General features: G+C 56.1%; 21 protein-coding genes. 7 read left to right on the top strand and 14 right to left on the bottom strand.

What is annotated here, in order from left to right; genetic code table 11:
- From tauD to EPE01S_RS17200, 5 genes are all read right to left on the bottom strand, one after another.
- Nucleotides 1-840: a taurine dioxygenase gene (gene tauD, locus EPE01S_RS17180; RefSeq protein WP_062747564.1), complete on the bottom strand. Its 840-nt coding sequence runs from the start codon at nucleotides 838-840 to the stop codon at nucleotides 1-3.
- Entirely contained in the window at nucleotides 837-1664 is an 828-nt protein-coding gene (tauC, locus tag EPE01S_RS17185; RefSeq protein ID WP_062747566.1) for a taurine ABC transporter permease TauC, read from the bottom strand. The genes tauD and tauC overlap by 4 nt, the downstream gene beginning before the upstream one ends.
- On the bottom strand, nucleotides 1661-2428 hold the full coding sequence (tauB, locus tag EPE01S_RS17190) for a taurine ABC transporter ATP-binding subunit (RefSeq protein ID WP_062747568.1): 768 nt from the start codon (nucleotides 2426-2428) through the stop codon (nucleotides 1661-1663). The genes tauC and tauB overlap by 4 nt, the downstream gene beginning before the upstream one ends.
- Nucleotides 2429-2442: 14 nt before the next feature.
- Nucleotides 2443-3420: a taurine ABC transporter substrate-binding protein gene (tauA, locus tag EPE01S_RS17195; protein ID WP_062747570.1), complete on the bottom strand. Its 978-nt coding sequence runs from the start codon at nucleotides 3418-3420 to the stop codon at nucleotides 2443-2445.
- Between the two features lie 328 nt (nucleotides 3421-3748).
- A complete protein-coding gene (locus EPE01S_RS17200; protein WP_062747572.1) occupies nucleotides 3749-4351 on the bottom strand; it encodes a LysE family translocator in 603 nt (200 codons plus the stop codon).
- A gap of 59 nt (nucleotides 4352-4410) precedes the next feature.
- Here EPE01S_RS17200 and EPE01S_RS17205 point away from each other — a divergent pair, with 59 nt between their 5' ends.
- The 3 genes from EPE01S_RS17205 (at nucleotide 4411) to EPE01S_RS17215 (ending at nucleotide 6589) form a co-directional block, all read left to right on the top strand.
- On the top strand, nucleotides 4411-5427 hold the full coding sequence (locus EPE01S_RS17205) for a hydrolase (protein ID WP_062747574.1): 1017 nt from the start codon (nucleotides 4411-4413) through the stop codon (nucleotides 5425-5427).
- Entirely contained in the window at nucleotides 5427-5654 is a 228-nt protein-coding gene (locus tag EPE01S_RS17210; RefSeq protein ID WP_062747576.1) for a YheU family protein, read from the top strand. The genes EPE01S_RS17205 and EPE01S_RS17210 overlap by 1 nt, the downstream gene beginning before the upstream one ends.
- 65 nt (nucleotides 5655-5719) lie before the next feature.
- A complete protein-coding gene (locus EPE01S_RS17215) occupies nucleotides 5720-6589 on the top strand; it encodes a phosphoribulokinase (RefSeq protein WP_062747579.1) in 870 nt (289 codons plus the stop codon).
- 16 nt (nucleotides 6590-6605) lie between these two features.
- Here EPE01S_RS17215 and EPE01S_RS17220 read toward each other — a convergent pair whose 3' ends face one another.
- Both EPE01S_RS17220 and EPE01S_RS17225 read right to left on the bottom strand, forming a co-directional pair.
- The gene (locus EPE01S_RS17220; RefSeq protein ID WP_306304612.1) at nucleotides 6606-7781 is read right to left on the bottom strand and encodes an amidohydrolase; all 1176 of its coding nucleotides are present in this window, start codon (nucleotides 7779-7781) and stop codon (nucleotides 6606-6608) included.
- A 250-nt stretch (nucleotides 7782-8031) separates the two neighbouring features.
- Complete coding sequence (locus EPE01S_RS17225) at nucleotides 8032-8439, bottom strand: OsmC family protein (RefSeq protein ID WP_062747583.1); 408 nt, start codon at nucleotides 8437-8439, stop codon at nucleotides 8032-8034.
- A gap of 367 nt (nucleotides 8440-8806) precedes the next feature.
- Here EPE01S_RS17225 and crp point away from each other — a divergent pair, with 367 nt between their 5' ends.
- Complete coding sequence (crp, locus tag EPE01S_RS17230) at nucleotides 8807-9439, top strand: cAMP-activated global transcriptional regulator CRP (protein WP_011412109.1); 633 nt, start codon at nucleotides 8807-8809, stop codon at nucleotides 9437-9439.
- A gap of 57 nt (nucleotides 9440-9496) precedes the next feature.
- Entirely contained in the window at nucleotides 9497-11578 is a 2082-nt protein-coding gene (locus tag EPE01S_RS17235; protein WP_062747585.1) for a YccS/YhfK family putative transporter, read from the top strand.
- 76 nt (nucleotides 11579-11654) lie between these two features.
- Here the strand turns inward: EPE01S_RS17235 and argD are convergent, their stop codons facing one another.
- The 3 genes from argD to ppiA form a co-directional block, all read right to left on the bottom strand.
- The gene (gene argD / locus EPE01S_RS17240; RefSeq protein ID WP_062747587.1) at nucleotides 11655-12869 is read right to left on the bottom strand and encodes a bifunctional acetylornithine/succinyldiaminopimelate transaminase; all 1215 of its coding nucleotides are present in this window, start codon (nucleotides 12867-12869) and stop codon (nucleotides 11655-11657) included.
- A gap of 86 nt (nucleotides 12870-12955) precedes the next feature.
- The gene (locus EPE01S_RS17245) at nucleotides 12956-13534 is read right to left on the bottom strand and encodes an aminodeoxychorismate synthase component II (protein WP_062747590.1); all 579 of its coding nucleotides are present in this window, start codon (nucleotides 13532-13534) and stop codon (nucleotides 12956-12958) included.
- 60 nt (nucleotides 13535-13594) lie between these two features.
- Nucleotides 13595-14167 carry a peptidylprolyl isomerase A gene (gene ppiA, locus EPE01S_RS17250; RefSeq protein ID WP_062747592.1) on the bottom strand — a complete coding sequence of 191 codons (573 nt, stop codon included), beginning with the start codon at nucleotides 14165-14167 and terminating at the stop codon, nucleotides 13595-13597.
- Between the two features lie 277 nt (nucleotides 14168-14444).
- On the opposite strand from ppiA, the gene tsgA reads away from it, so the two are divergent.
- Entirely contained in the window at nucleotides 14445-15629 is a 1185-nt protein-coding gene (gene tsgA, locus EPE01S_RS17255; protein ID WP_062747593.1) for an MFS transporter TsgA, read from the top strand.
- A 98-nt stretch (nucleotides 15630-15727) separates the two neighbouring features.
- Here the strand turns inward: tsgA and EPE01S_RS17260 are convergent, their stop codons facing one another.
- Complete coding sequence (locus tag EPE01S_RS17260) at nucleotides 15728-17005, bottom strand: cytosine deaminase (protein ID WP_062747595.1); 1278 nt, start codon at nucleotides 17003-17005, stop codon at nucleotides 15728-15730.
- A 147-nt stretch (nucleotides 17006-17152) separates the two neighbouring features.
- Between EPE01S_RS17260 and EPE01S_RS17265 the strand changes: the two genes are divergently transcribed.
- Nucleotides 17153-17587, top strand: coding sequence for a hypothetical protein (locus EPE01S_RS17265; RefSeq protein WP_062747597.1), 435 nt, complete (start codon nucleotides 17153-17155; stop codon nucleotides 17585-17587).
- Nucleotides 17588-17645: 58 nt separating this feature from the next.
- Here EPE01S_RS17265 and trpS read toward each other — a convergent pair whose 3' ends face one another.
- The 3 genes from trpS to rpe are packed head-to-tail and all read right to left on the bottom strand — an operon-like array spanning nucleotide 17646 to nucleotide 20015.
- Nucleotides 17646-18650 carry a tryptophan--tRNA ligase gene (gene trpS, locus EPE01S_RS17270; protein ID WP_062747600.1) on the bottom strand — a complete coding sequence of 335 codons (1005 nt, stop codon included), beginning with the start codon at nucleotides 18648-18650 and terminating at the stop codon, nucleotides 17646-17648.
- Complete coding sequence (locus tag EPE01S_RS17275; RefSeq protein WP_062747602.1) at nucleotides 18647-19345, bottom strand: phosphoglycolate phosphatase; 699 nt, start codon at nucleotides 19343-19345, stop codon at nucleotides 18647-18649. The genes trpS and EPE01S_RS17275 overlap by 4 nt, the downstream gene beginning before the upstream one ends.
- Nucleotides 19329-20015 carry a ribulose-phosphate 3-epimerase gene (rpe, locus tag EPE01S_RS17280; protein WP_062747604.1) on the bottom strand — a complete coding sequence of 229 codons (687 nt, stop codon included), beginning with the start codon at nucleotides 20013-20015 and terminating at the stop codon, nucleotides 19329-19331. Before rpe ends, EPE01S_RS17275 begins: the two co-directional genes overlap by 17 nt.
- Between the last annotated feature and the right edge of the window lie 4 nt (nucleotides 20016-20019).

A 20019-nucleotide genomic window follows, 5' to 3' on the forward strand; every position in this document is an offset into this window, starting at 1 on the left:
TTAAAAGGGTTTATCTCCGAGAATAGTGGCGCGGTGCATAATGCGACGGGCCGGTAAATAATCCGCATTGGCATAATGCTGAGTCACGCGATTGTCCCAGATAGCCACATCACCCACCTGCCAGCGCCAGCGCACCTGGAAATCCGGTTTGGTGATGTGTGCGAACAGGAAGTTCAGCAGCGCCTCACTCTCCTTCTCTTTCAGCCCGACAATACGCGTGGTAAAGCCTTCATTCACGAACAGCGCCTTCTTGCCGCTAACAGGGTGGGTGCGGATCACCGGATGCAATACCGGTGGATTTTTCGCGACCGCCTGCAGCCAGCGCTGATGCTCCTCCTCACTCGCCCGATATTTGTACTCCTGGAACGCTTTACGGAAATCATGCTCCGCCTGTAAACCGTTCAGCAGTACTTTTAGCGGCTCAGATAATGCCTGATAAGCCGCAATACCACTGGCCCATAGCGTATCACCGCCGGTTTCCGGCAGTCGCTGTGCCGTGAGGATCGCCCCGGCGGGTGGGGTTTCAATAAAGGTGACGTCGGTATGCCAGTTATCGTTATCAGGCGGGTTATCGTCGTGAGTATCCAACACGATGATCTCTTCCACGTCCGGCGCATGAGGATAGACCGGGTGAATGTGCAGATCGCCAAAGCGTGCCGCCAGCTGACGGTGCTGCAGCGGGGTCAGCGGCTGGTTGCGCAGGAACAGAACCTGATGACGGATCAGGGCATGATACAGCTGCTCAAACTGGGCATCACTTAACGGGCGGGTCAAATCGATATCGCTGACCTGAGCACCAATATAAGGGCCAAGGGCCTGAATTTTAATACGTTCGTTCATTGTTGTACTCCATGCCAGGGGGTCAGACGGCGCTGCAGGGCGCGGAGCCCCAGCTCCAGCGCAAAGGCGATCAGGGCAATCACCGCAATCCCGGCCAGCACCACATCGGTGGCCAGAAACTCCCCGGCAGACTGCACCATAAAGCCCAGCCCCCGAGTGGCGGCGATCAGTTCAGCGGCCACCAGCGTCGACCAGCCGACGCCCAGGCCAATACGAATACCCGTCAGGATCTCCGGCAGGGCACCGGGCAGCACCACATACCACAGCACCTGCCAGCGGCTGGCCCCCAGCGAACGCGCCGCACGCAGGCGCACCTGCTGAGCACTTTTCACGCCGGCCAGGGCGGACATCGCTATCGGCGCGAAGATCGCCAGGTAGATCAGTAAAATTTTCGAGGTTTCGCCAATGCCAAACCAGATCACCATCAGCGGCAGATAGGCCAGCGGCGGCACCGGGCGGTACAGTTCAATCAGCGGGTCAAGTATCCCGCGGATCGTCTCATTGAGCCCCATCAGGATCCCGACCGGCACGCCAACCAGCGTGGCGGCCAGCAGCGCAATGACAATGCGTGTCAGGCTGGCCCCCAGATGCTGCCACAGCGTGGCATCCATAAAGCCGGCCGGGCTGGCGATGGTCAGCAACTGGTGTAAAACCTGCTGCGGCGGCGGCAGAAACAGCGGTGCAATCAGGTGTAAAGCAGTCACTGCCCACCATATCGTCAGCAGTACCAGCAGTGTGGCAACACTGAGCGTCAGCGCGCGTGACAGCGGCCAGCGCAACCGCGGGCGGCGAACCGGGCTTTTTTCATTAATCAGTGAGCTCATGCAAACACCTCGCGCTGCTGAAAGACACGACCCAGCACGTATTCACGGCGCTCAATAAAGGCCGGATCGGATTTGATCGCCCGGCAGGCTTCGCCCTCTGCGTAACGGCGGCCAAAGTCGAGTGACAGCTGTTCCACAATGCGCCCCGGCCCGGGCGACAGCAGGATCAGCTCGCTGGCGAGAAAGACCGCCTCTTCGATATCGTGAGTAATCAACAGGATCTGCTTGCCGCTGTCCCGCCATAATGTCAGCAGCAGCTCCTGCATCTGCTCACGGGTGAACGCATCAAGCGCACCGAAAGGCTCGTCCAGCAGCAGCAGGCGCGGATTGGCGGCCAGCGCTCGGGCAATCCCTACCCGCTGGCGCATCCCGCCGGACAGCTGCCAGATGAAACGCTTCTCCGCGCCCTCCAGCCCGACTTTTTTCAGCATCTGCGCGGCCACCCTGCGGCGGGCATCTTTTTCAATCCCCGCCAGCTGCAGCCCAAAGGCCACGTTATCCAGTACATTGCGCCACGGCAGCAGCCCTTCATGCTGAAACACCACGCCGCGGTCTGCCCCCGGCCCGGTTACCGGCTGCCCGTCCAGCGTGATGCTGCCGCCATCTGCCGGAATAAACCCGGCAATCAGGTTCAGCAGCGTCGTCTTGCCACAGCCTGACGGCCCCAGAACCACCACCAGCTCTCCGTTGCCGATCGACAGGTTGATATCCTTTAAGACCGGCTGTCCTGCATAGCTGGCGCGAAGATGAGAGACTGACAGCATGGCGGCGACTCCGGTTATTGGGCGAGCGGTTTGACAAAACGGTCGGTCACGTAGCTGCTGTAGTCCGTCGCGACCGACGGTACTTTGCCCTGTGCTTTGAGGAACTGTGCCGTATCCACAATCGCCTTATTAACCGGGCCGTTAAGCTGCGCGACCTGTTCTTTGGCCGTGAGGTAGGTATTGCCTTCCACCAGCCCCGGCACGTCGGCAACCGGTACGCCGCTGAAACGCGACAACTTGCTAAGGTTTTCTTCCTGTTTCAGCCACTGCTGCGGGTCAGCGAGGTAGGCTTTCTGGGCGTCCAGCGCGCTGCGGGCAAAGGCGGTTACCACCTCCGGATGCTGTTGGGCGAAGTCTTTACGTACCACCCAGACATCCAGCGTGGGCGAACCCCATTTCCCTACCTGAGCGGAGTCTGTCAGCACCTTACCGTCTTTCTCCAGTTGATTGACTGCCGGAGCCCAGACGTAAGCGCCATCAATATCCCCGCGCTGCCAGGCCGCCAGAATCGCCGGGGGCTGCAAGTTAATGATCTGCACCTGCCCGGGTTTGATACCCCAGTGTTTCAGTGACGCCAGCAGGCTGTAATGCGTGGTAGAGATAAACGGCACGGCGATACGCTTCCCGATCAAATCCTTCGGGTCTTTAATCTCTTTTTTCACCACCAGCGCTTCGGAGTTACCAAGCTGAGAAGCCAGCAGAAATACTTCGATCGGCAGCTGCTGACTGGCGGCAACGGCCAGCGGACTGGAGCCGATATTGCCGATTTGCACATCACCCGACGCCAGCGCACGGATCACGCTGGAACCGCTATCAAATTTACGCCAGTCCACTTTCGCCCCGCTCGCTTTGGCAAAGGTGTCATCGGCCTGGGCCACTTTTGCTGGCTCTGCTGAGGTCTGATAAGCAACAGTCACCTCTACCGCCTGAACGCTGAGTGCTGTCAGTGACAGTGCCGCTGCCAAAATTGAAAGTGTGAATTTACCTGCCATAGCCCGCTCCAGAGATGATTATTGTCGGTGAACACCTCCTTTGTAACCGGGCGCGAGCATCGTAATAAAGTAATTAAAAATTCTTTTTTATATCAAAATTTGCTTAGGAGAAATGGTGGATTGGTTAGCTGAAAAGTGGGTTTATCCACAGCGGGCGCAATGATAGCCAGGGATGAGGCCAGCCTGAGGTAAAGCCGACGTCACTCGCCAGCGATGGCGTGTAACGAAGTCAGCAGGGTGACTTCTTAAGTCGGACCGACGTGCTCAGACTGGCCTCAGACCTGCCGCCGGAGGTTTAACGATAAAAAGGGGTGGAGATACCCCAGGATCAGTGCCAGATCAGCAGCACGCACGCCGCCGTCAGCAGCCCCATAAACACGTTAAAAAGGGTCCAGGCTCGACGGCTGCGCAGGATGCGGCCAATCAGCGTGCCGAAACCTAACCAAATCACCCCGGACACCAGGTTGACCAGCGCCATACCGATACTGATGGCGATCACTGAGGCCCGATACGCTTCGCCCGCCAGACTGAAGCTGGCCACCGCGCCGAGCGCCATCAGCCAGGCTTTTGGGTTGATCAACTGCAATAGCCCTCCCTGCCAGAACGGCATCGGCGCGGCAGGCGCATTCTCGGTTTCCAGTTTTTCATACTCGGCGCTGCCGATCTTCCATGCCAGCCAAAGCAGATAAGCGCTGCCGGCAATTTTCAAAAACAGATGCAGCGAAGGGTAAAGCAGGATTAAACCGCCCACGCCAAAGGCCACCATCAGCAGCATCACCTGCATGCCGATCATAATGCCAATCAGCAGCATCAGTGAACGTAGAAAACCAAAATTAGCACCGGAGGCGGTGAGTAACATATTATTAGGACCTGGCGTGATGGCAGCGACCCAGAGAAAGCCTAACATTGATAAAAACAGACTCAGTTCCATAGAACGGGTGCTCCTCACCCCCTGAAAAATAAACAACCCGACGAAGCTAACAGCGAGCCATGGATCCTACAAGCTCTGAACACATGAATTTTAATCACCTGAACCCTGACGTTTTTCGTCCCCTGACCGGTGCCAGTAATCCCCATCTGCAAACCCTTTTGCCGCGTCTGCTGCGCCGTCGGGTGACGCTGCAACCGCACTGGCAGCGGCTGACCTTACCGGACAGTGATTTTGTCGATCTGGCGTGGAGCGAAGATCCGACGGGTGCACGTGACAAACCGCGCGTGGTGCTGTTCCATGGCCTGGAAGGGAGTTTTCACAGCCCGTATGCACATGGACTGCTCCAGGCGTGCAAAAATCGCGGCTGGCTTGGCGTCGTGATGCATTTTCGGGGCTGCAGCGGCGTGCCTAACCGGCTGAATCGAATTTACCACTCCGGTGAAACAGAGGATGCCAGCTACTTTCTGCAATGGTTGCGGGAGGAATGGGGCACCGTCCCGACGGCTGGGGTGGGCATTTCACTGGGCGGCAATATGCTCGCCTGCCTGATGGGTAAACAGGGCAAGGCATGCCTGCTGGACGCTGGCGTGGTGGTTTCCGCCCCGCTGATGCTGGAACCCTGTAGTCAGCGCCTGGAACAGGGTTTTTCGCGCGTTTATCAGCGTTACCTGCTGGGTCTGCTGAAGCAGAATGCTGAACGCAAACTTATTGCCTGGCCCGGTACTCTCCCTGTCGATCTGACGCAGCTTAAGGCGCTGCGCCTGCTCCGTGATTTTGATGATGCGATCACGGCCCGCGCGCACGGTTTTGTCGATGCCACTGACTACTATCATCGTTGCAGTGCAATGCCGCTGCTGCCCGACGTGCGCAAACCGCTGCTGGTGATCCATGCGAAAGATGACCCCTTTATGACCCCGGATGTGATCCCCGATGTCGCTTTGCTGCCTCCCAGCATCGAGTATCAGCTAACGCAGCACGGCGGGCACGTGGGTTTTGTAGGCGGAACGCTGCGTAAGCCACAAATGTGGCTGGAACAGCGTATTCCGCAATGGCTAACTACCTGGCTGGACAACTGATGATTATTCCCTGGAAAGAACTGGATACCGAGACGCTTGATAACCTCATTGAATCTTTTGTGCTGCGTGAAGGCACTGACTATGGCGAACAGGAACGATCGTTAAAACAGAAAGTGGAGGATGTCCGCCGTCAGCTTAACAGCGGCGACGTGGTGCTGGTGTGGTCTGAGCTGCATGAATCCATCAACATCATGCCGCGCGGCCAGTTTCGCGATGAGCAGAGATGACTTTAGCGGGCGAAACATGTTAACAATGATCCGTCCGTCCGACCTATCGAAGGGAGTTGTTCGTCATGTCAGCCAAACATCCGGTTATCGCCGTCACCGGCTCCAGCGGGGCGGGAACCACCACCACCAGCCTGGCCTTCAGGAAGATTTTTCAGCAGCTTAATCTGCGTGCCGCCGAGGTCGAAGGGGACAGTTTTCACCGTTTCACCCGCCCGGAGATGGATATGGCGATCCGTAAGGCGCGCGATATGGGGAAACACATCAGTTATTTTGGCCCGGAGGCCAATGACTTCGGCCTGCTGGAAGAAACCTTCAGCGAATATGGCCGCAGCGGAAAAGGCCAGTCGCGCAAGTATTTGCACACCTATGATGAAGCCGTACCGTGGAACCAGGTGCCGGGTACCTTTACCCCCTGGCAGCCGCTTCCGGAGCCCACTGATGTTCTTTTTTATGAAGGGCTGCACGGTGGCGTGATGACTCCACAGCATAATGTCGCCGAGAAAGTCGACCTGCTGGTTGGCGTCGTACCAATTGTTAACCTGGAGTGGATTCAGAAGCTGGTCAGGGATACCGGCGAGCGGGGGCATTCCCGTGAGGCAGTCATGGATTCGGTCGTACGTTCCATGGAGGACTACATCAATTTCATTACCCCGCAGTTCTCACGCACCCATATCAACTTTCAGCGCGTGCCGACGGTAGATACTTCAAACCCGTTTGCCGCACGTGGCATCCCGTCACTGGACGAAAGCTTTGTGGTGATCCACTTCCAGGGGCTGGAGAACATCGACTTTCCCTATCTGCTGTCGATGATACAGGGGTCGTTTATCTCCCATATTAAAACCCTGGTGGTGCCGGGCGGTAAAATGGGGCTGGCCATGGAGCTGATTATGGGGCCGCTGGTCCGGAACCTTATCGAAGGCAAAAAGATCGGCTGACCCCCTGGGGACGGCGTTACGCTTTCATCAGCAGACGGTGAATAAAGCCGACGTGCAGGCTGACGCCGATACTCAACACATCTTCATCAAGGCGAAAATGGGGATTATGTAATCCCCAGCAGGTGCCTTTCTCCTGATCCCCCGATCCCACCCACAGGAAGCAGCCCGGTATCACCTGTTGATAGGCAGAAAAATCCTCGCAGCCAAACATCGGGGTCGTCATCACCTGCAATGCCTTCTCTCCCTGGGTGGCGATAACGGTCTCTCGCGCGATACGGCAGGCATCCGGATGATTCACGCCGGTGGTGTACCCGGGCGTCCATTTAAGCACATAGCTGGCCCCCACCCCCTGCGTCATCCCGTCCAGCAGCTGTGACATCATGCGCGGGATCGTACTGCGGTTGTGGGGGCTGAGCGTGCGTAACGTACCGCGCAGATGGGCTTTGTCAGGGATAACGTTGTAACTGTCCCCGCACTGGAAGCTGGCCACCGTCAGTACCGCGCCATCGTTCGCGTCCAGCCGGCGTGATACGATTTGCTGCAACGCCCCGACCACACTCGCGCCCAACACCAGCGGGTCCGTACTCTGCTGCGGCATCGCCGCATGCGCCCCCTTTCCCTGTAACACCAGGTCAAAATTGTCACAGGCGGCACTGAAGACGCCCTCTTTCACCGCCACCGTCCCCGTTGGCAGGGTGGGAAACACGTGTAAACCATAAATCTGTGATACTCCGTCCAGCACGCCGAGCTTTACCAGCTCACTGGCCCCCCCCGGTGGCACTTCTTCCGCATGCTGAAAGATGAATCGCACCTTCCCTGCGATCTGCGCCTGCTGCTGGCATAACACCCAGGCAGCCCCCATCAGCATCGCCGTATGCGCATCGTGCCCGCAGGCATGCATCACGCCGCGATGACGCGAGGTAAACGGCTCCTGATTCAGCTCTTCAATGGGCAGGGCATCCATATCGGCCCGCAGAGCAATGCATTCCCCGCTGTGTGGGCCTGAAAGTTCAGCCAGCACACTGTTGGGGGTGGGCCGGCTGATAGCCAGAGGACCAAACTTTTCCAGTTCAGCAGCGACATAGTCGGCCGTGCCCTGTTCATGAAAAGAGAGTTCCGGGTGGGCGTGGATATGACGCCGCCAATGCAACACTTTTGCGGTGACATCCTGAATTAACGTCTTGGTATTCATCATCACTCCGTGATTAGTTGAAACGATAGAACGACAGGCCGGAGTATTCAGACCTTCGGTCACTGCGCCGGTAAATCAGCGTGAAGGACAGTAAACAGGATGAAATATACTGCGCTCACCTCACCAGACTGTGGCGTGAAATGCGCGTGATGACGTGCTCAGCATGATGTGCCGCTGGCGAAGATGGCGGGAGGAAAAGAGTGACGCGAGGGAACTGTACGCCCCTCGCGCAGACATCAGTCACATGCTGTCAGGCGAGGTCAATGACCTCGTAGCTGTGACTCATTTTGACACCCTGCCCCAACATAATGGCCACCGAACAGTATTTCTCTGCGGAAAGGTCGACGGCGCGTGAGACGGCTTTATCACCCAGCGCTTTGCCGCTGACAATAAAATGCAGATTAATGTGCGTGAAGATTCGCGGAGCATCTTCACGGCGCTCCGACGTGAGCTTCACTTCGCAATCAGCCACGTCATGACGGCCTTTTTGTAAAATAGAAACCACATCAATGGCGCTACAGCCTCCGGCGGCCATCAGCACCATCTCCATCGGGCTGGGTGCTTTATCCCCGGAGTTACCGTCCATCAACACCTGATGACCCGATGAGGATTCTCCCAAAAATGTCAGCCCTTCAACCCATTTAACACGTGCCTGCATAACAAAATCCTCGATTTCATTCAGTTACCGCAGAGTACGCTGTGTCAATAAAAACGGCAACGCTGCCTTTTTCCAACTATGCTGAAGCGAGACAACAGAAGACAGCCTTGTAAAGCTGTGCTACAAACAAAGCTGCAATTATTTACTGGCAAGACAATGCACAGTAAAACGGGACGACAGCACGAGCCATGCTCTTAACAGAGGCCCGTATAATTCCTATGGGAACGCTTGAATATTTCAACGCCTGACAGGGACTCATCCCCTGATATCCTAAAATATTTCGCGCGGCAGGTTAGCGGTAACGCACTTCTCCCCCGCAGAATAGAGGGTATATTTAGGCACGATTACAAACAGAGGATAACAGCGAATGGTTCTCGGCAAACCGCAAACAGACCCTACACTCGAATGGTTCCTGTCACATTGCCATATTCACAAATATCCATCCAAAAGCACGCTGATACATCAGGGTGAAAAGGCGGAAACCCTCTATTACATCGTTAAAGGTTCTGTAGCGGTGTTAATCAAGGATGAAGAAGGCAAAGAGATGATCCTCTCTTACCTCAACCAGGGCGACTTTATTGGCGAACTGGGCCTCTTTGAAGAAGGTCAGGAACGCAGTGCATGGGTACGTGCGAAAACAGCCTGTGAAGTGGCTGAAATCTCTTACAAAAAATTCCGTCAGCTGATTCAGGTGAATCCTGACATTCTGATGCGTCTCTCTTCACAGATGGCGAGTCGACTGCAGGTTACGTCAGAGAAAGTGGGTAATTTAGCTTTCCTGGATGTCACCGGACGCATTGCCCAGACGTTACTGAATCTGGCCAAACAGCCCGATGCCATGACGCACCCGGACGGCATGCAAATTAAAATCACCCGTCAGGAGATCGGCCAGATTGTCGGCTGCTCCCGTGAAACCGTAGGCCGTATTCTGAAAATGCTGGAAGATCAGAACCTGATCTCGGCACATGGTAAAACCATCGTTGTATACGGCACACGTTAACCGGCTCTGAACCCACGGCGCGACGCCCTGTCGCGCCGTTTTTATTTGGTGTGGCTCATGTGGCGGAGAATTATCTATCACCCGGAAGTTAACTATGCGCTCAGACAAACGCTGGTGCTGTGTTTACCCGTGGCGATCGGCTGGATGCTGGGCAACCTGCAAAACGGACTGCTTTTCTCCTTAGTGCCCGCCTGCTGTAATAACGCCGGTCTGGATACCCCCCACAAACGCTTCTTTAAACGCCTCATCGTCGGCGGGTGTCTGTTCGCCTCCAGCAGCTTCCTGATCCAGTACGCCGGGTTAGAGGGCGTGCCGTTGCCGGTTATTCTGCTGATCATGGCCTTAGTGCTGGGCGTCACGGGTGAGATTAGCCCCCTTCATGGCCGCCTGCTGCCGGCTTCGTTAATAGCCGCCATCTTCACGCTCAGCCTGGCGGGGCGGATGCCGTTGTGGCAACCGCCGCTGTTATATATTTTGGGGACCGTCTGGTACGGGGCATTTAACTGGTTCTGGTTCTGGCTGTGGAAAGAGCAGCCGATGCGTGAAACCCTCAGCCTGCTGTATCGCGAACTGGCTGACTACTGTGAAGCTAAATACACTCTGCTGACCCGGCTTACCGATCCACAGACTGCCCTGCCCCCACTGCTGGCGCGCCAGCAGAAAGCCGTCGATCTGATTAACACCTGCTATCAGCAGATGCATATGTTGTCCGCCAATCGGGACAGCCACTACCAGCGTCTGACACGTGCATTCCAGGTGGCGCTTGATCTGCAGGAACATATTGCGGTCAGCCTGCATCAGCCGGAAGAAGTGCAAAAGCTGGTGGAAAAAAGCCATGCCGAAGCGGTGATCCGCTGGAACGCACAGACCATTGCCGCCAGACTGCGGGTACTGGCCGATGATATTCTTTATCATCGTTATCCTGAGCGCTTTACAATGGATAAGCCTCTTCAGGCACTGGAAAAGATCGCTCGTCAGCACCCGGACAACCCCGTCGGCCACTTTTGTTATTACCACTTCAGCCGCATCGCACGTGTGCTGCGCACTCAGCGTCCGCTGTACCGCCGTGACCTGATGGCCGACCGCCAGCGTCGCCTTCCTCTGCTTCCGGCGCTGAAGAGCTACCTGTCGCTGAAATCCTCAGCCCTGCGCACCGCTGCACGCTATGCGGTCATGCTCACCTTTGCCAGTTCCCTGGCGCTGTTCTTCAACCTGCCGAAGCCTTACTGGATCCTGATGACGGTAATGTTTGTCAGCCTTAATGGTTACAGCGCCACCCGGGTGCGTATTCAGCACAGAGCACTGGGAACGCTGGCCGGGCTGATCATCGCTGCCGCCACGCTGGGTCTTCATGCACCAGAGTCCTGGGTGCTACTGGTCATGCTGATCATTACGCTGGTGAGCTATCTGTTTATCCGCAAATTCTATGGCTGGGCCACGGTGGGCTTCACCGTCACCGCGGTTTACTCGTTACAGCTGCTCGCTCTGAATGGCGCGCAGTTCCTGCTGCCAAGGCTGCTGGACACACTGATGGGCTGCCTGATCGCCTTTGGCGGCATGATCTGGTTATGGCCACAGTGGCAAAGTGGGTTGATGCGGCAGAATGCGCACGATGCGCTGGAGACCTATCAGGAGGCATTACAGATGCTGCTGGGAAACGAACAGGATGCCGTGAAACTGGCTTACCAGCGAATGCGGGTCAATCAGGCGCACAATGCGCTGTTTAACTCCCTGCATCAGGCGATGCAGGAGCCCGGCTTTAACTCCAGTTACCTGTCCGATATGCAGCTGTGGGTCACGCACAGCCAGTTTATTGTGGAGCACATTAACGCCATGACCATTCTGGCGCGTGAACACACCATGCTGACGCCCACGCTGGCAGAGCGCTATCTGCAGTCCTGTGAAATTGCCCTGCAGCGCTGCCAGCAGCGTCTGGAATACGACGGACCCGATTCAGGCAGTAATGTCCTGGATGCGCCGGAGGATTTCCACCAGGGCCCGGTAACCATCATGGAGCGACATGTTAGACGCATCCTTGGCCATCTCAGCGTGATGCATACCATCTCATCACTCACCTGGAGCCAGCGCCCACATCATGGCCGCTGGCTGTCACGCCATCTGCGTAAATCGAAGACGTGAGTGCCGCTGTTTTTTCCGCCTCATCCCCAACCTCCCCGGGCTTTATCAGCACGGGACGACCGGAAAAAAGCGTTCCCTATAACACGTTTTCGACGGCCGTCGCGAATCGGGCCATGCCTTCAACAATGTCGGTCGGTTCAATCACCAGCGACGGCGCAAAGCGCATCACATCGGTTCCGGCCACCAGCACCATCACACCCGCCTCTGCCGCGGCATTCAGCAGGTCACGTGCTTTACCTGCGTGCTGCGGTTTCAGTGCCGCGCCAATCAGCAGGCCTTTGCCACGGATATCGCTGAACAGATCGAAGCGGGCATCCAGCGACGCCAGCGCATCAACAAACAGCTGACGACGCTCTTCCACACCGTTGAGCACTGCCGGCGTATTGATGATATCCAGTGCCGCTTCAGCCACGGCACAGGCCAGCGGGTTGCCACCGTAGGTGGTGCCATGAACGCCCGGCGCCATGACAGAGGCAATCTCGTTGGTCGTCAGCATCGCGCTGACCGGGAAACCGCCGCCCAGTGCTTTGGCCGTGGTCAGAATATCTGGCTGAACACCATAATGCTCATGGGCGAACAGCCTGCCGCTGCGGCCCATACCACTCTGTACTTCATCCAGCACCAGCAGCGCATGATGCTCATCACACAGCTGACGCAGACCCTGCATAAATTCCTGCGTCGCCGGCATCACGCCGCCTTCGCCCTGAATCGGCTCCACCACAATAGCGCAAGTGTGATCGTCGATAACCGCTTTCACGGCAGCCAGGTCGTTAAACGGCACGTGGACGATATCCGCAGGTTTGGGCCCGAAGCCATCTGAGTATTTCGGCTGGCCGCCAACGGAAACCGTAAACAGCGTGCGGCCGTGAAAGGCATTATGGAAAGCAATAATCTTGCTTTTAAACGGACTGTGGCGTTTGGTGGCATAGTAACGCGCCAGCTTAAACGCGGCTTCGTTAGCTTCAGCACCGGAGTTCGCGAAAAAGACACGCTCGGCAAAAGTGGCCTGTATCAGCTTGCTCGCCAGGCGCAGTGCTGGCTCATTGGTGAAGACATTACTGGTATGCCACAGGGTTTCTCCCTGGGTTTTTAACGCCTCCACCAACGCCGGATGGCAGTGCCCCAGCGCCGTCACCGCAATGCCGCCGGAGAAATCAATGTACTCTTTGCCCTGCTGATCCCACACGCGGCTGCCTTTGCCTTTCACCGGCACAAACTGTGCTGGTGCATAAACAGGCAAAATCACCTCGTCAAACGTCGCGCGTGTTACCGCCATTTTTTCCGCCGTCATTCACTACCTCGCCATTTATGCTTTTTCGCACCATGAAAATATAGTCATAAAATATGCATAAAAAATCAAATAAAGGCAACCGATAATCAACGTTTGAGGAAATTAGCCAGCAGTTGATGTCCCTGTTCACTCAGGATGCTTTCCGGATGGAACTGTACCCCTTCCAGCGGCAGTGTGCGGTGCCTGAACCCCATGATCTCATCGGGCTGGCCGCGATCATCCATCGTCCACGCGGTGACTTCACATTCTTCAGGCAGGCTGCCGGCTTCAACAATCAGCGAGTGATAGCGGGTCACCGTCAGCGGATGATTCAGCCCGGCAAACACGCCCTCATCGCGGTGTTCAATCAGCGACGTCTTACCGTGCATCACTTTACGCGCGCGCACCACCCGCCCGCCGAGAACCTGTGCAATGGCCTGATGCCCGAGGCAAACCCCCAGAAGGGGAATGTGACCGGCGAAATGACGGATGACGTCCAGCGAGATGCCGGCGTCATCAGGAGTGCAGGGCCCGGGCGAGATCACCAGATGCTGAGGGGCCAGCGCGGCGATCTCATCAAGGGTAATCTCATCATTACGGTGAACGCATACCTCGGCCCCCAGCTCAGAAAAATACTGGTAGAGGTTCCAGGTGAAGGAGTCGTAGTTGTCGATCAGAAGCAGCATGGGAGGTCCTGATACCAGGACCGCCTGCGGGCGATCCTGACAGAGTGGCCAGTGAGAGAATTATGGCAGCACTTTCGCAGAGAGGATCACCACCGGGGTCACCGGAACATTCTGGTAAGGCCCGACATCTTTGGTCTGTACCTGGCCAATCTTATCGGCAACGTCCATGCCTTTAACGACTTTACCGAAAACGGCATAGCCAAAGTCACGCTGACCGTGATCGAGGAAGGCATTATCTGCCACGTTGATAAAGAACTGGCTGGTGGCACTGTCCTTATCAGCAGTACGCGCCATTGAAATGGTACCGCGTTTATTCAGCAGGCCATTATCCGCTTCATTTTTAATCGGCGGTTTAGGCTGCTTCTGCTGCATATCAGCGGTAAAACCGCCACCCTGCAACATAAAGCCTGGGATCACGCGATGAAAAATCGTGTTGTTGTAAAAACCACTGTTCACGTAATCCACAAAATTATTCACCGACACCGGTGCTTTCTGGTTGTTCAGTTCCAGTTCAATATTACCCGCAGAAGTGGTCAGCAGCACATGCGTATCCCCCTTCGCAGCCATGGCGGAGGCAGAGATCGAAGACAGTGCCAGAACGGTCGCCACCGCGGTTAACGTACGTTTCAACATGAAAGATTCCTTACTGAGTGCGACAAACCATATAACCAACGGTGATTGTAAAGAGGCACTTACCAGCGCGCCAGCGTTTTACCTTTATTTACGCGGCAACGTTATGAAAGCAAACGTTACTGAGCGTCGAAAAATAGTGACTATGATCACGATATGAATGAAATATGAAAATATTAGTTTCAGTAAAGATTTATGCAGATCACGAATATCGTTAAACTCCTCCTGTCTGGCACGGGCATTCCGCCCGGTGAACATCTCTTTCAAACAGGTTTCCACTATGACAAATCGCGATCGAATCGGGCTTACCTGGATCAGCTTCTTCTCCTATGCGCTGACCGGTGCAGTGGTTATCGTTACCGGTATGGTTCTGGAGAATATTGCGGCCTACTTCCAGCTGCCCGTCGCTCAGATGAGCAATACCTTTACCTTCCTGAATGCCGGCATCCTGCTGGCGGTGTTTCTTAACGCCTGGCTGATGGAAATCGTCCCCCTCAAACGCCAGCTGATCTTCGGCTTCGTGCTGATGGTGCTGGCCGTTCTGGGGCTGATGAACAGCCACAGCCTGACCGTCTTCTCTCTGTGTATGTTTGTCCTCGGGGTGGTGAGCGGTATCACCATGTCCATTGGTACGTTCCTGATCACCCATCTGTATGAAGGCCGTCAGCGTGGCTCGCGCCTGCTGTTTACTGACTCCTTTTTCAGCATGGCCGGTACCATTTTCCCGATTATTGCTGCCGCTATCCTTGCGCGCGCTCTGCCGTGGTATTGGGTCTATGCCTGCATCGGTGTGATTTACGTGGCGATCTTTATTCTGGCCCTGTGCTTTGAGTTCCCGGTGCTGGGTAAAAAAGCCACCAGCGGCGAGCCGGTCATCAAAGAGAAATGGGGGATCGGCGTGGGCCTGCTGTCGGTGGCTGCACTGTGTTATATCCTCGGCCAGCTCGGTTTTATCGGTTGGGTGCCGCTTTACGCGACCAAAACGATGGGCATGGATATCGGTCAGGCCGGTAGCCTGGTCGGTAACTTCTGGACAGCCTATATGATTGGCATGTGGGCCTTCAGCGCCATCCTGCGCTTCTTCGATCCTCAGCGTATCCTCACCGTGCTGGCGCTGGCAGCCACTGCGCTGATGTACTGGTTTATCACGTCCAGTGATGCATCGATGCTGAAATGGATCATGATGAGTCTGGGCTTCTTCTCCAGTGCCATCTATACCACCATCATCACCCTGGGGTCGCTGCAGACCAAAGTGGCTTCACCCAAACTGGTGAACTTTATCCTGACCTGCGGCACCGTAGGCACCATGCTGACCTTCGTGGTGACCGGCCCTATCGTCGAGAAAGGCGGCGCTCACGCGGCGCTGGCCACGGCAAACGGCCTCTACGCCGTCGTGTTTGTGATGTGTCTGCTGCTCGGCTTTGTCAGCAAGCACAAGCTGCACGGCCATATGGGTTCTCACTAAAAACCAGGTTGAGGCAGACCGTGTTTCGCGGCCTGCCTCAATGTCTGCGCACATCAGCAACACGTGACCGTCAGACAGGAAGATCGCCCCGCCATCGTTTAACGTTTGAAATCCACCTTTTCGCTTGCGTCCAGATGAACCGTGCTGGTGGCGGGTACCGTTTCGGCAATTACCCGGCCATGACGGATGGAATACTGCACAGGTACCTGACGACGTAACGCATCGAAGCCGCTTTCTGCCGGCAGGATCACCAGATTAGCGCTGTTGCCCCTTTCAATGCCGTAGTCCTTCAGCTGCAGCGTTCTGGCACTGTGTGTGGTAATCAGATTGATGCCGGCATCCAGCTGCTCGTAGCCCATCAGCTGGCAGACGTGCATCCCCATATGCAGCACCTGCAACATGCTGGCCGTACCCAGTGGATACCAGGGATCGAACACATCATCGTGACCAAAGCAGACGTTAATATTCGCTTCCAGCATCTCTTTAACCCGGGTAATGCCCCGACGTTTAGGATAGGTGTCAAATCGCCCCTGCAGATGAATATTCACCAGCGGGTTGGCAACAAAATTAATCCCTGAGAGCTTCAGCAAGCGGAACAGACGGGAGGTATAAGCCCCGTTATAGGAGTGCATCGCCGTCGTGTGGCTGGCCGTCACCCGCTCCCCCATTTTTTCACGCAGCGCCAGTGCTGCCACCGTCTCCACAAAGCGCGACTGCTCATCGTCAATTTCATCGCAGTGAACGTCGACCATTCGCTGATATTTTTGCGCCAGGGCGAAGGTGCGGTGCAGCGATTCCACGCCATACTCACGGGTGAATTCAAAATGCGGTATCGCCCCGACTACGTCCGCACCCAGCTGTATGGCCTGCTCCAGCAACGCTTCACCATCAGGATACGAAAGGATCCCCTCCTGGGGGAAAGCCACCAGCTGGATATCCACCCAGGGTGCCATCTCCTGCTTCACTTCCAGCATCGCTTTCAGCGCCGTCAGCGAGGGATCGGAGACATCAATATGAGTACGCACATGTTGAATGCCATTCGCCATCTGCCACTTCAGCGTCTGACGCGCCCGCTGCTTCACATCATCGTGTGTCAGCAGCGCCTTACGTTCTGCCCACCGCTCAATGCCCTCAAACAGCGTCCCTGACTGGTTCCATGCCGGTTCTCCGGCCGTTTGGGTGGTATCCAGATGAATATGCGGTTCAATAAACGGGGGAAGGGCCAGCCCGCCTTCCGCATCCAGCGCTTCCCCGGCGGCGCAGGCCGCAGGCTGCGGTACGATGCCTGCGATCCTGCCCTGCAGGATCTCAATCTGCCACAGCCCTTCTTGCTGCGGCAGGCGAACATGGTTAATCCACTGTAATTCCGGACGCATACATTCCCCTCCTCAATAACATCCTCTGTTTACCCTATCACGGTTTAGCCGCCCCAACGGATGTACTGCGTTAACGTATGTGAAATCAGCAGCCTGTAAGTGCCATTCGCCTCTATACTTCAACGACCTGACTGCAAGGAGATAACAATGAAATATCTGATAATGGCCTGCCTGCTGATCAGCCCACCGCTGCTGGCGGCGACGGCAGATTACACCATGCTGGAAGGCAGCTGGCGGGTAGATGCGGTACATGTCGACAGTAGCGGAGTTCAGGCTGTGGTGGATAATGATCCGCAGTATATGGGGGCAGTCGTCACGTTTTCCGCTGATCATATCCTGTGGGAGAAGGGGACGTCGCAGCGGCCCATCGATCCGGCCACGGACAACTGTCTGAAAAGCCCCACGCTGACGCCGGCTGGTGAAAACGACCCAGAACAGGGTTATCAGGTGGCCGGGGGGTTTAACGTGATATGCGGAAATGAGCCCTGGGGGCCGGGTGCGGTGGTAACGGTGCCGGTCAACGATACGCTGACGCTTTACTGGTATGACGGGGCCATTCTGTCGCTGAAAAAACGTTCCTGACAGCGATGATGCTTAAGCGGGGCGTCCGCTTTGCACGAACGCCCCGCAGCCTGATGCATTATGGCTGGGCAACAAAGCCTATCGCTTCGTAGACCTTTTTCAGCGTGTCCTGCGCCTGCATACGGGCTTTCGCCGCACCGTCACGCATCACCTGCTCAAGGAATGCCTCATCGTTGCGGTAACGGTGATAACGCTCCTGCAGCTCGCTTAACATCCCGGACACGGCGTCGGCGACGGCACCTTTCAGGTGGCCGTACATCTGGCCGGCAAACTCCGCTTCCAGTTCAGCAACCGGCTTCCCGGTGACGCCAGACAGGATGTCCAGCAGGTTCGACACCCCGGGCTTCTCTTTCACATCATAACGCACCACCGGTGGCTCATCGCCGTCGGTCATCGCACGCTTAATCTTCTTCACCACCGATTTAGGATCTTCCAGCAGGCCGATAACGTTATTGCGGTTATCGTCAGACTTGGACATCTTCCTGGTCGGCTCCAGCAGCGACATCACACGTGCGCCTGATTTAGGAATGAACGGCTCAGGCACTTTGAAGATCTCACCGTACAGCGCATTGAAGCGCGAAGCGACATCGCGGCTCAGCTCCAGATGCTGTTTCTGGTCTTCACCCACCGGTACCTGAGTCGTCTGGTACAGCAGGATATCGGCCGCCATCAGCACCGGATAGTCAAACAGGCCGGCGTTAATGTTCTCTTCGTAACGTGCTGATTTATCCTTGAACTGCGTCATACGGCTCAGCTCACCGAAATAGGTATAGCAGTTAAGGATCCAGCCAAGCTGCGTATGTTCAGGCACGTGTGACTGAACAAAAATGGTGCTTTTCTGCGGGTCGATACCGCAGGCGAGATAAAGCGCCAGGGTATCCAGCGTCGCCTTGCGCAGCGCAACCGGGTCCTGACGAACCGTAATGGCATGCAGATCGACGATGCAGTAGATACAGTGATAATCATCCTGCATCTGTACCCACTGACGCAGCGCACCCAAATAGTTACCGATGGTGAGTTCACCAGAAGGCTGTGCGCCGCTAAATACGATGGGTTTGCTCATGTTTCCGTCCTGAATAATGACAGCCCGAGTGCGGGCAATAAATCGTTAAAATGATCAAGCGTGACGTCGGGATGGCTGGTGGCAATCGGCTCACCGTAGTTATAGCCATAGGTCAGGCCAATGCAGGGACATCCTGCCGCCTGCGCGGCCATAATATCATTGCGGGAATCACCGACAAACAGTAACTCACCCGGCAGCAGGCCAAATGTCCCCAGTACCAGAAACAGCGGTGCCGGATGGGGTTTTTTCACCACCACGTCATCGCCGCCGATAATCAGTGAGAAGTATTCAGCAATCCCCAGAGAAGCCAGCAGTGGTGCAACAAACGGCGTGGGTTTGTTAGTGACCAGCGCCATCGGCAGCCCGTGCGTGGACAGGGCCGCCAGCGTCTCTTTCACACCGGGGTAAAGCTGACTGCCGCCGTCAACGCTGTGGGCATAATGTCTGTCCATCAGCGCGCGCGCCTCACGCAGCAGATCCGCCTGCGGCGTATGGCCCAGCGCCCAGGTCAGGGCGCGTTCCATAAGAATATCCGCCCCGTTACCAATCCAGGTGGAGACAAGCCCAAGACCGGCAGGGGCCAGTTTCAGCTCAGTCAGCGCACTATCCACCGCACTGGCCAGACCGGGTGCACTGTCGGTCAGCGTACCATCCAGATCAAAAGCCAGAGCCCGGATGTCAGTGAAAGGCGCCATGACGGGACTTCTCCAGCTCGGTGCGCATGTCATCAATCACTTTCTTATAGTCAGGGTGACCAAAAATAGCGGATCCGGCGACAAACATATCGGCGCCTGCTGCCGCAATCTCACCGATGTTGTCGACTTTCACGCCCCCGTCCACTTCCAGACGGATGTCATAGCCACTCTGGTCGATCAGCTTGCGGACCTGACGCAGTTTATTCAACGTGCCGGGAATAAATGACTGGCCGCCAAAGCCAGGATTGACCGACATCAGCAGGATCACATCCAGCTTATCCATCACATAATCGAGAATACTGAGCGGTGTCGCCGGGTTAAGCACCAGGCCCGCTTTACAGCCATGCTCTTTGATCAGCTGCAGCGTACGGTCAACATGCTCAGACGCTTCGGGATGAAAGGTGATATAGCTGGCACCGGCTTTGGCGAAGTCAGGTACCAGACGGTCGACCGGTTTGACCATCAGATGCACGTCAATCGGGGCAGTGACGCCATAATCGCGCAGGGCTTTCAGTACCATTGGCCCCATCGTGAGGTTTGGCACATAGTGATTATCCATCACATCGAAATGCACTACATCACCGCCAGCAGCCAGAGCTTTCGCTGTGTCTTCGCCCAGGCGGGCAAAATCTGCGGAAAGAATTGATGGGGCAATTAAAAACTGTTTCATCCGT

Source organism: Erwinia persicina NBRC 102418, assembly GCF_001571305.1.
Lineage (GTDB): Bacteria > Pseudomonadota > Gammaproteobacteria > Enterobacterales > Enterobacteriaceae > Erwinia > Erwinia persicina.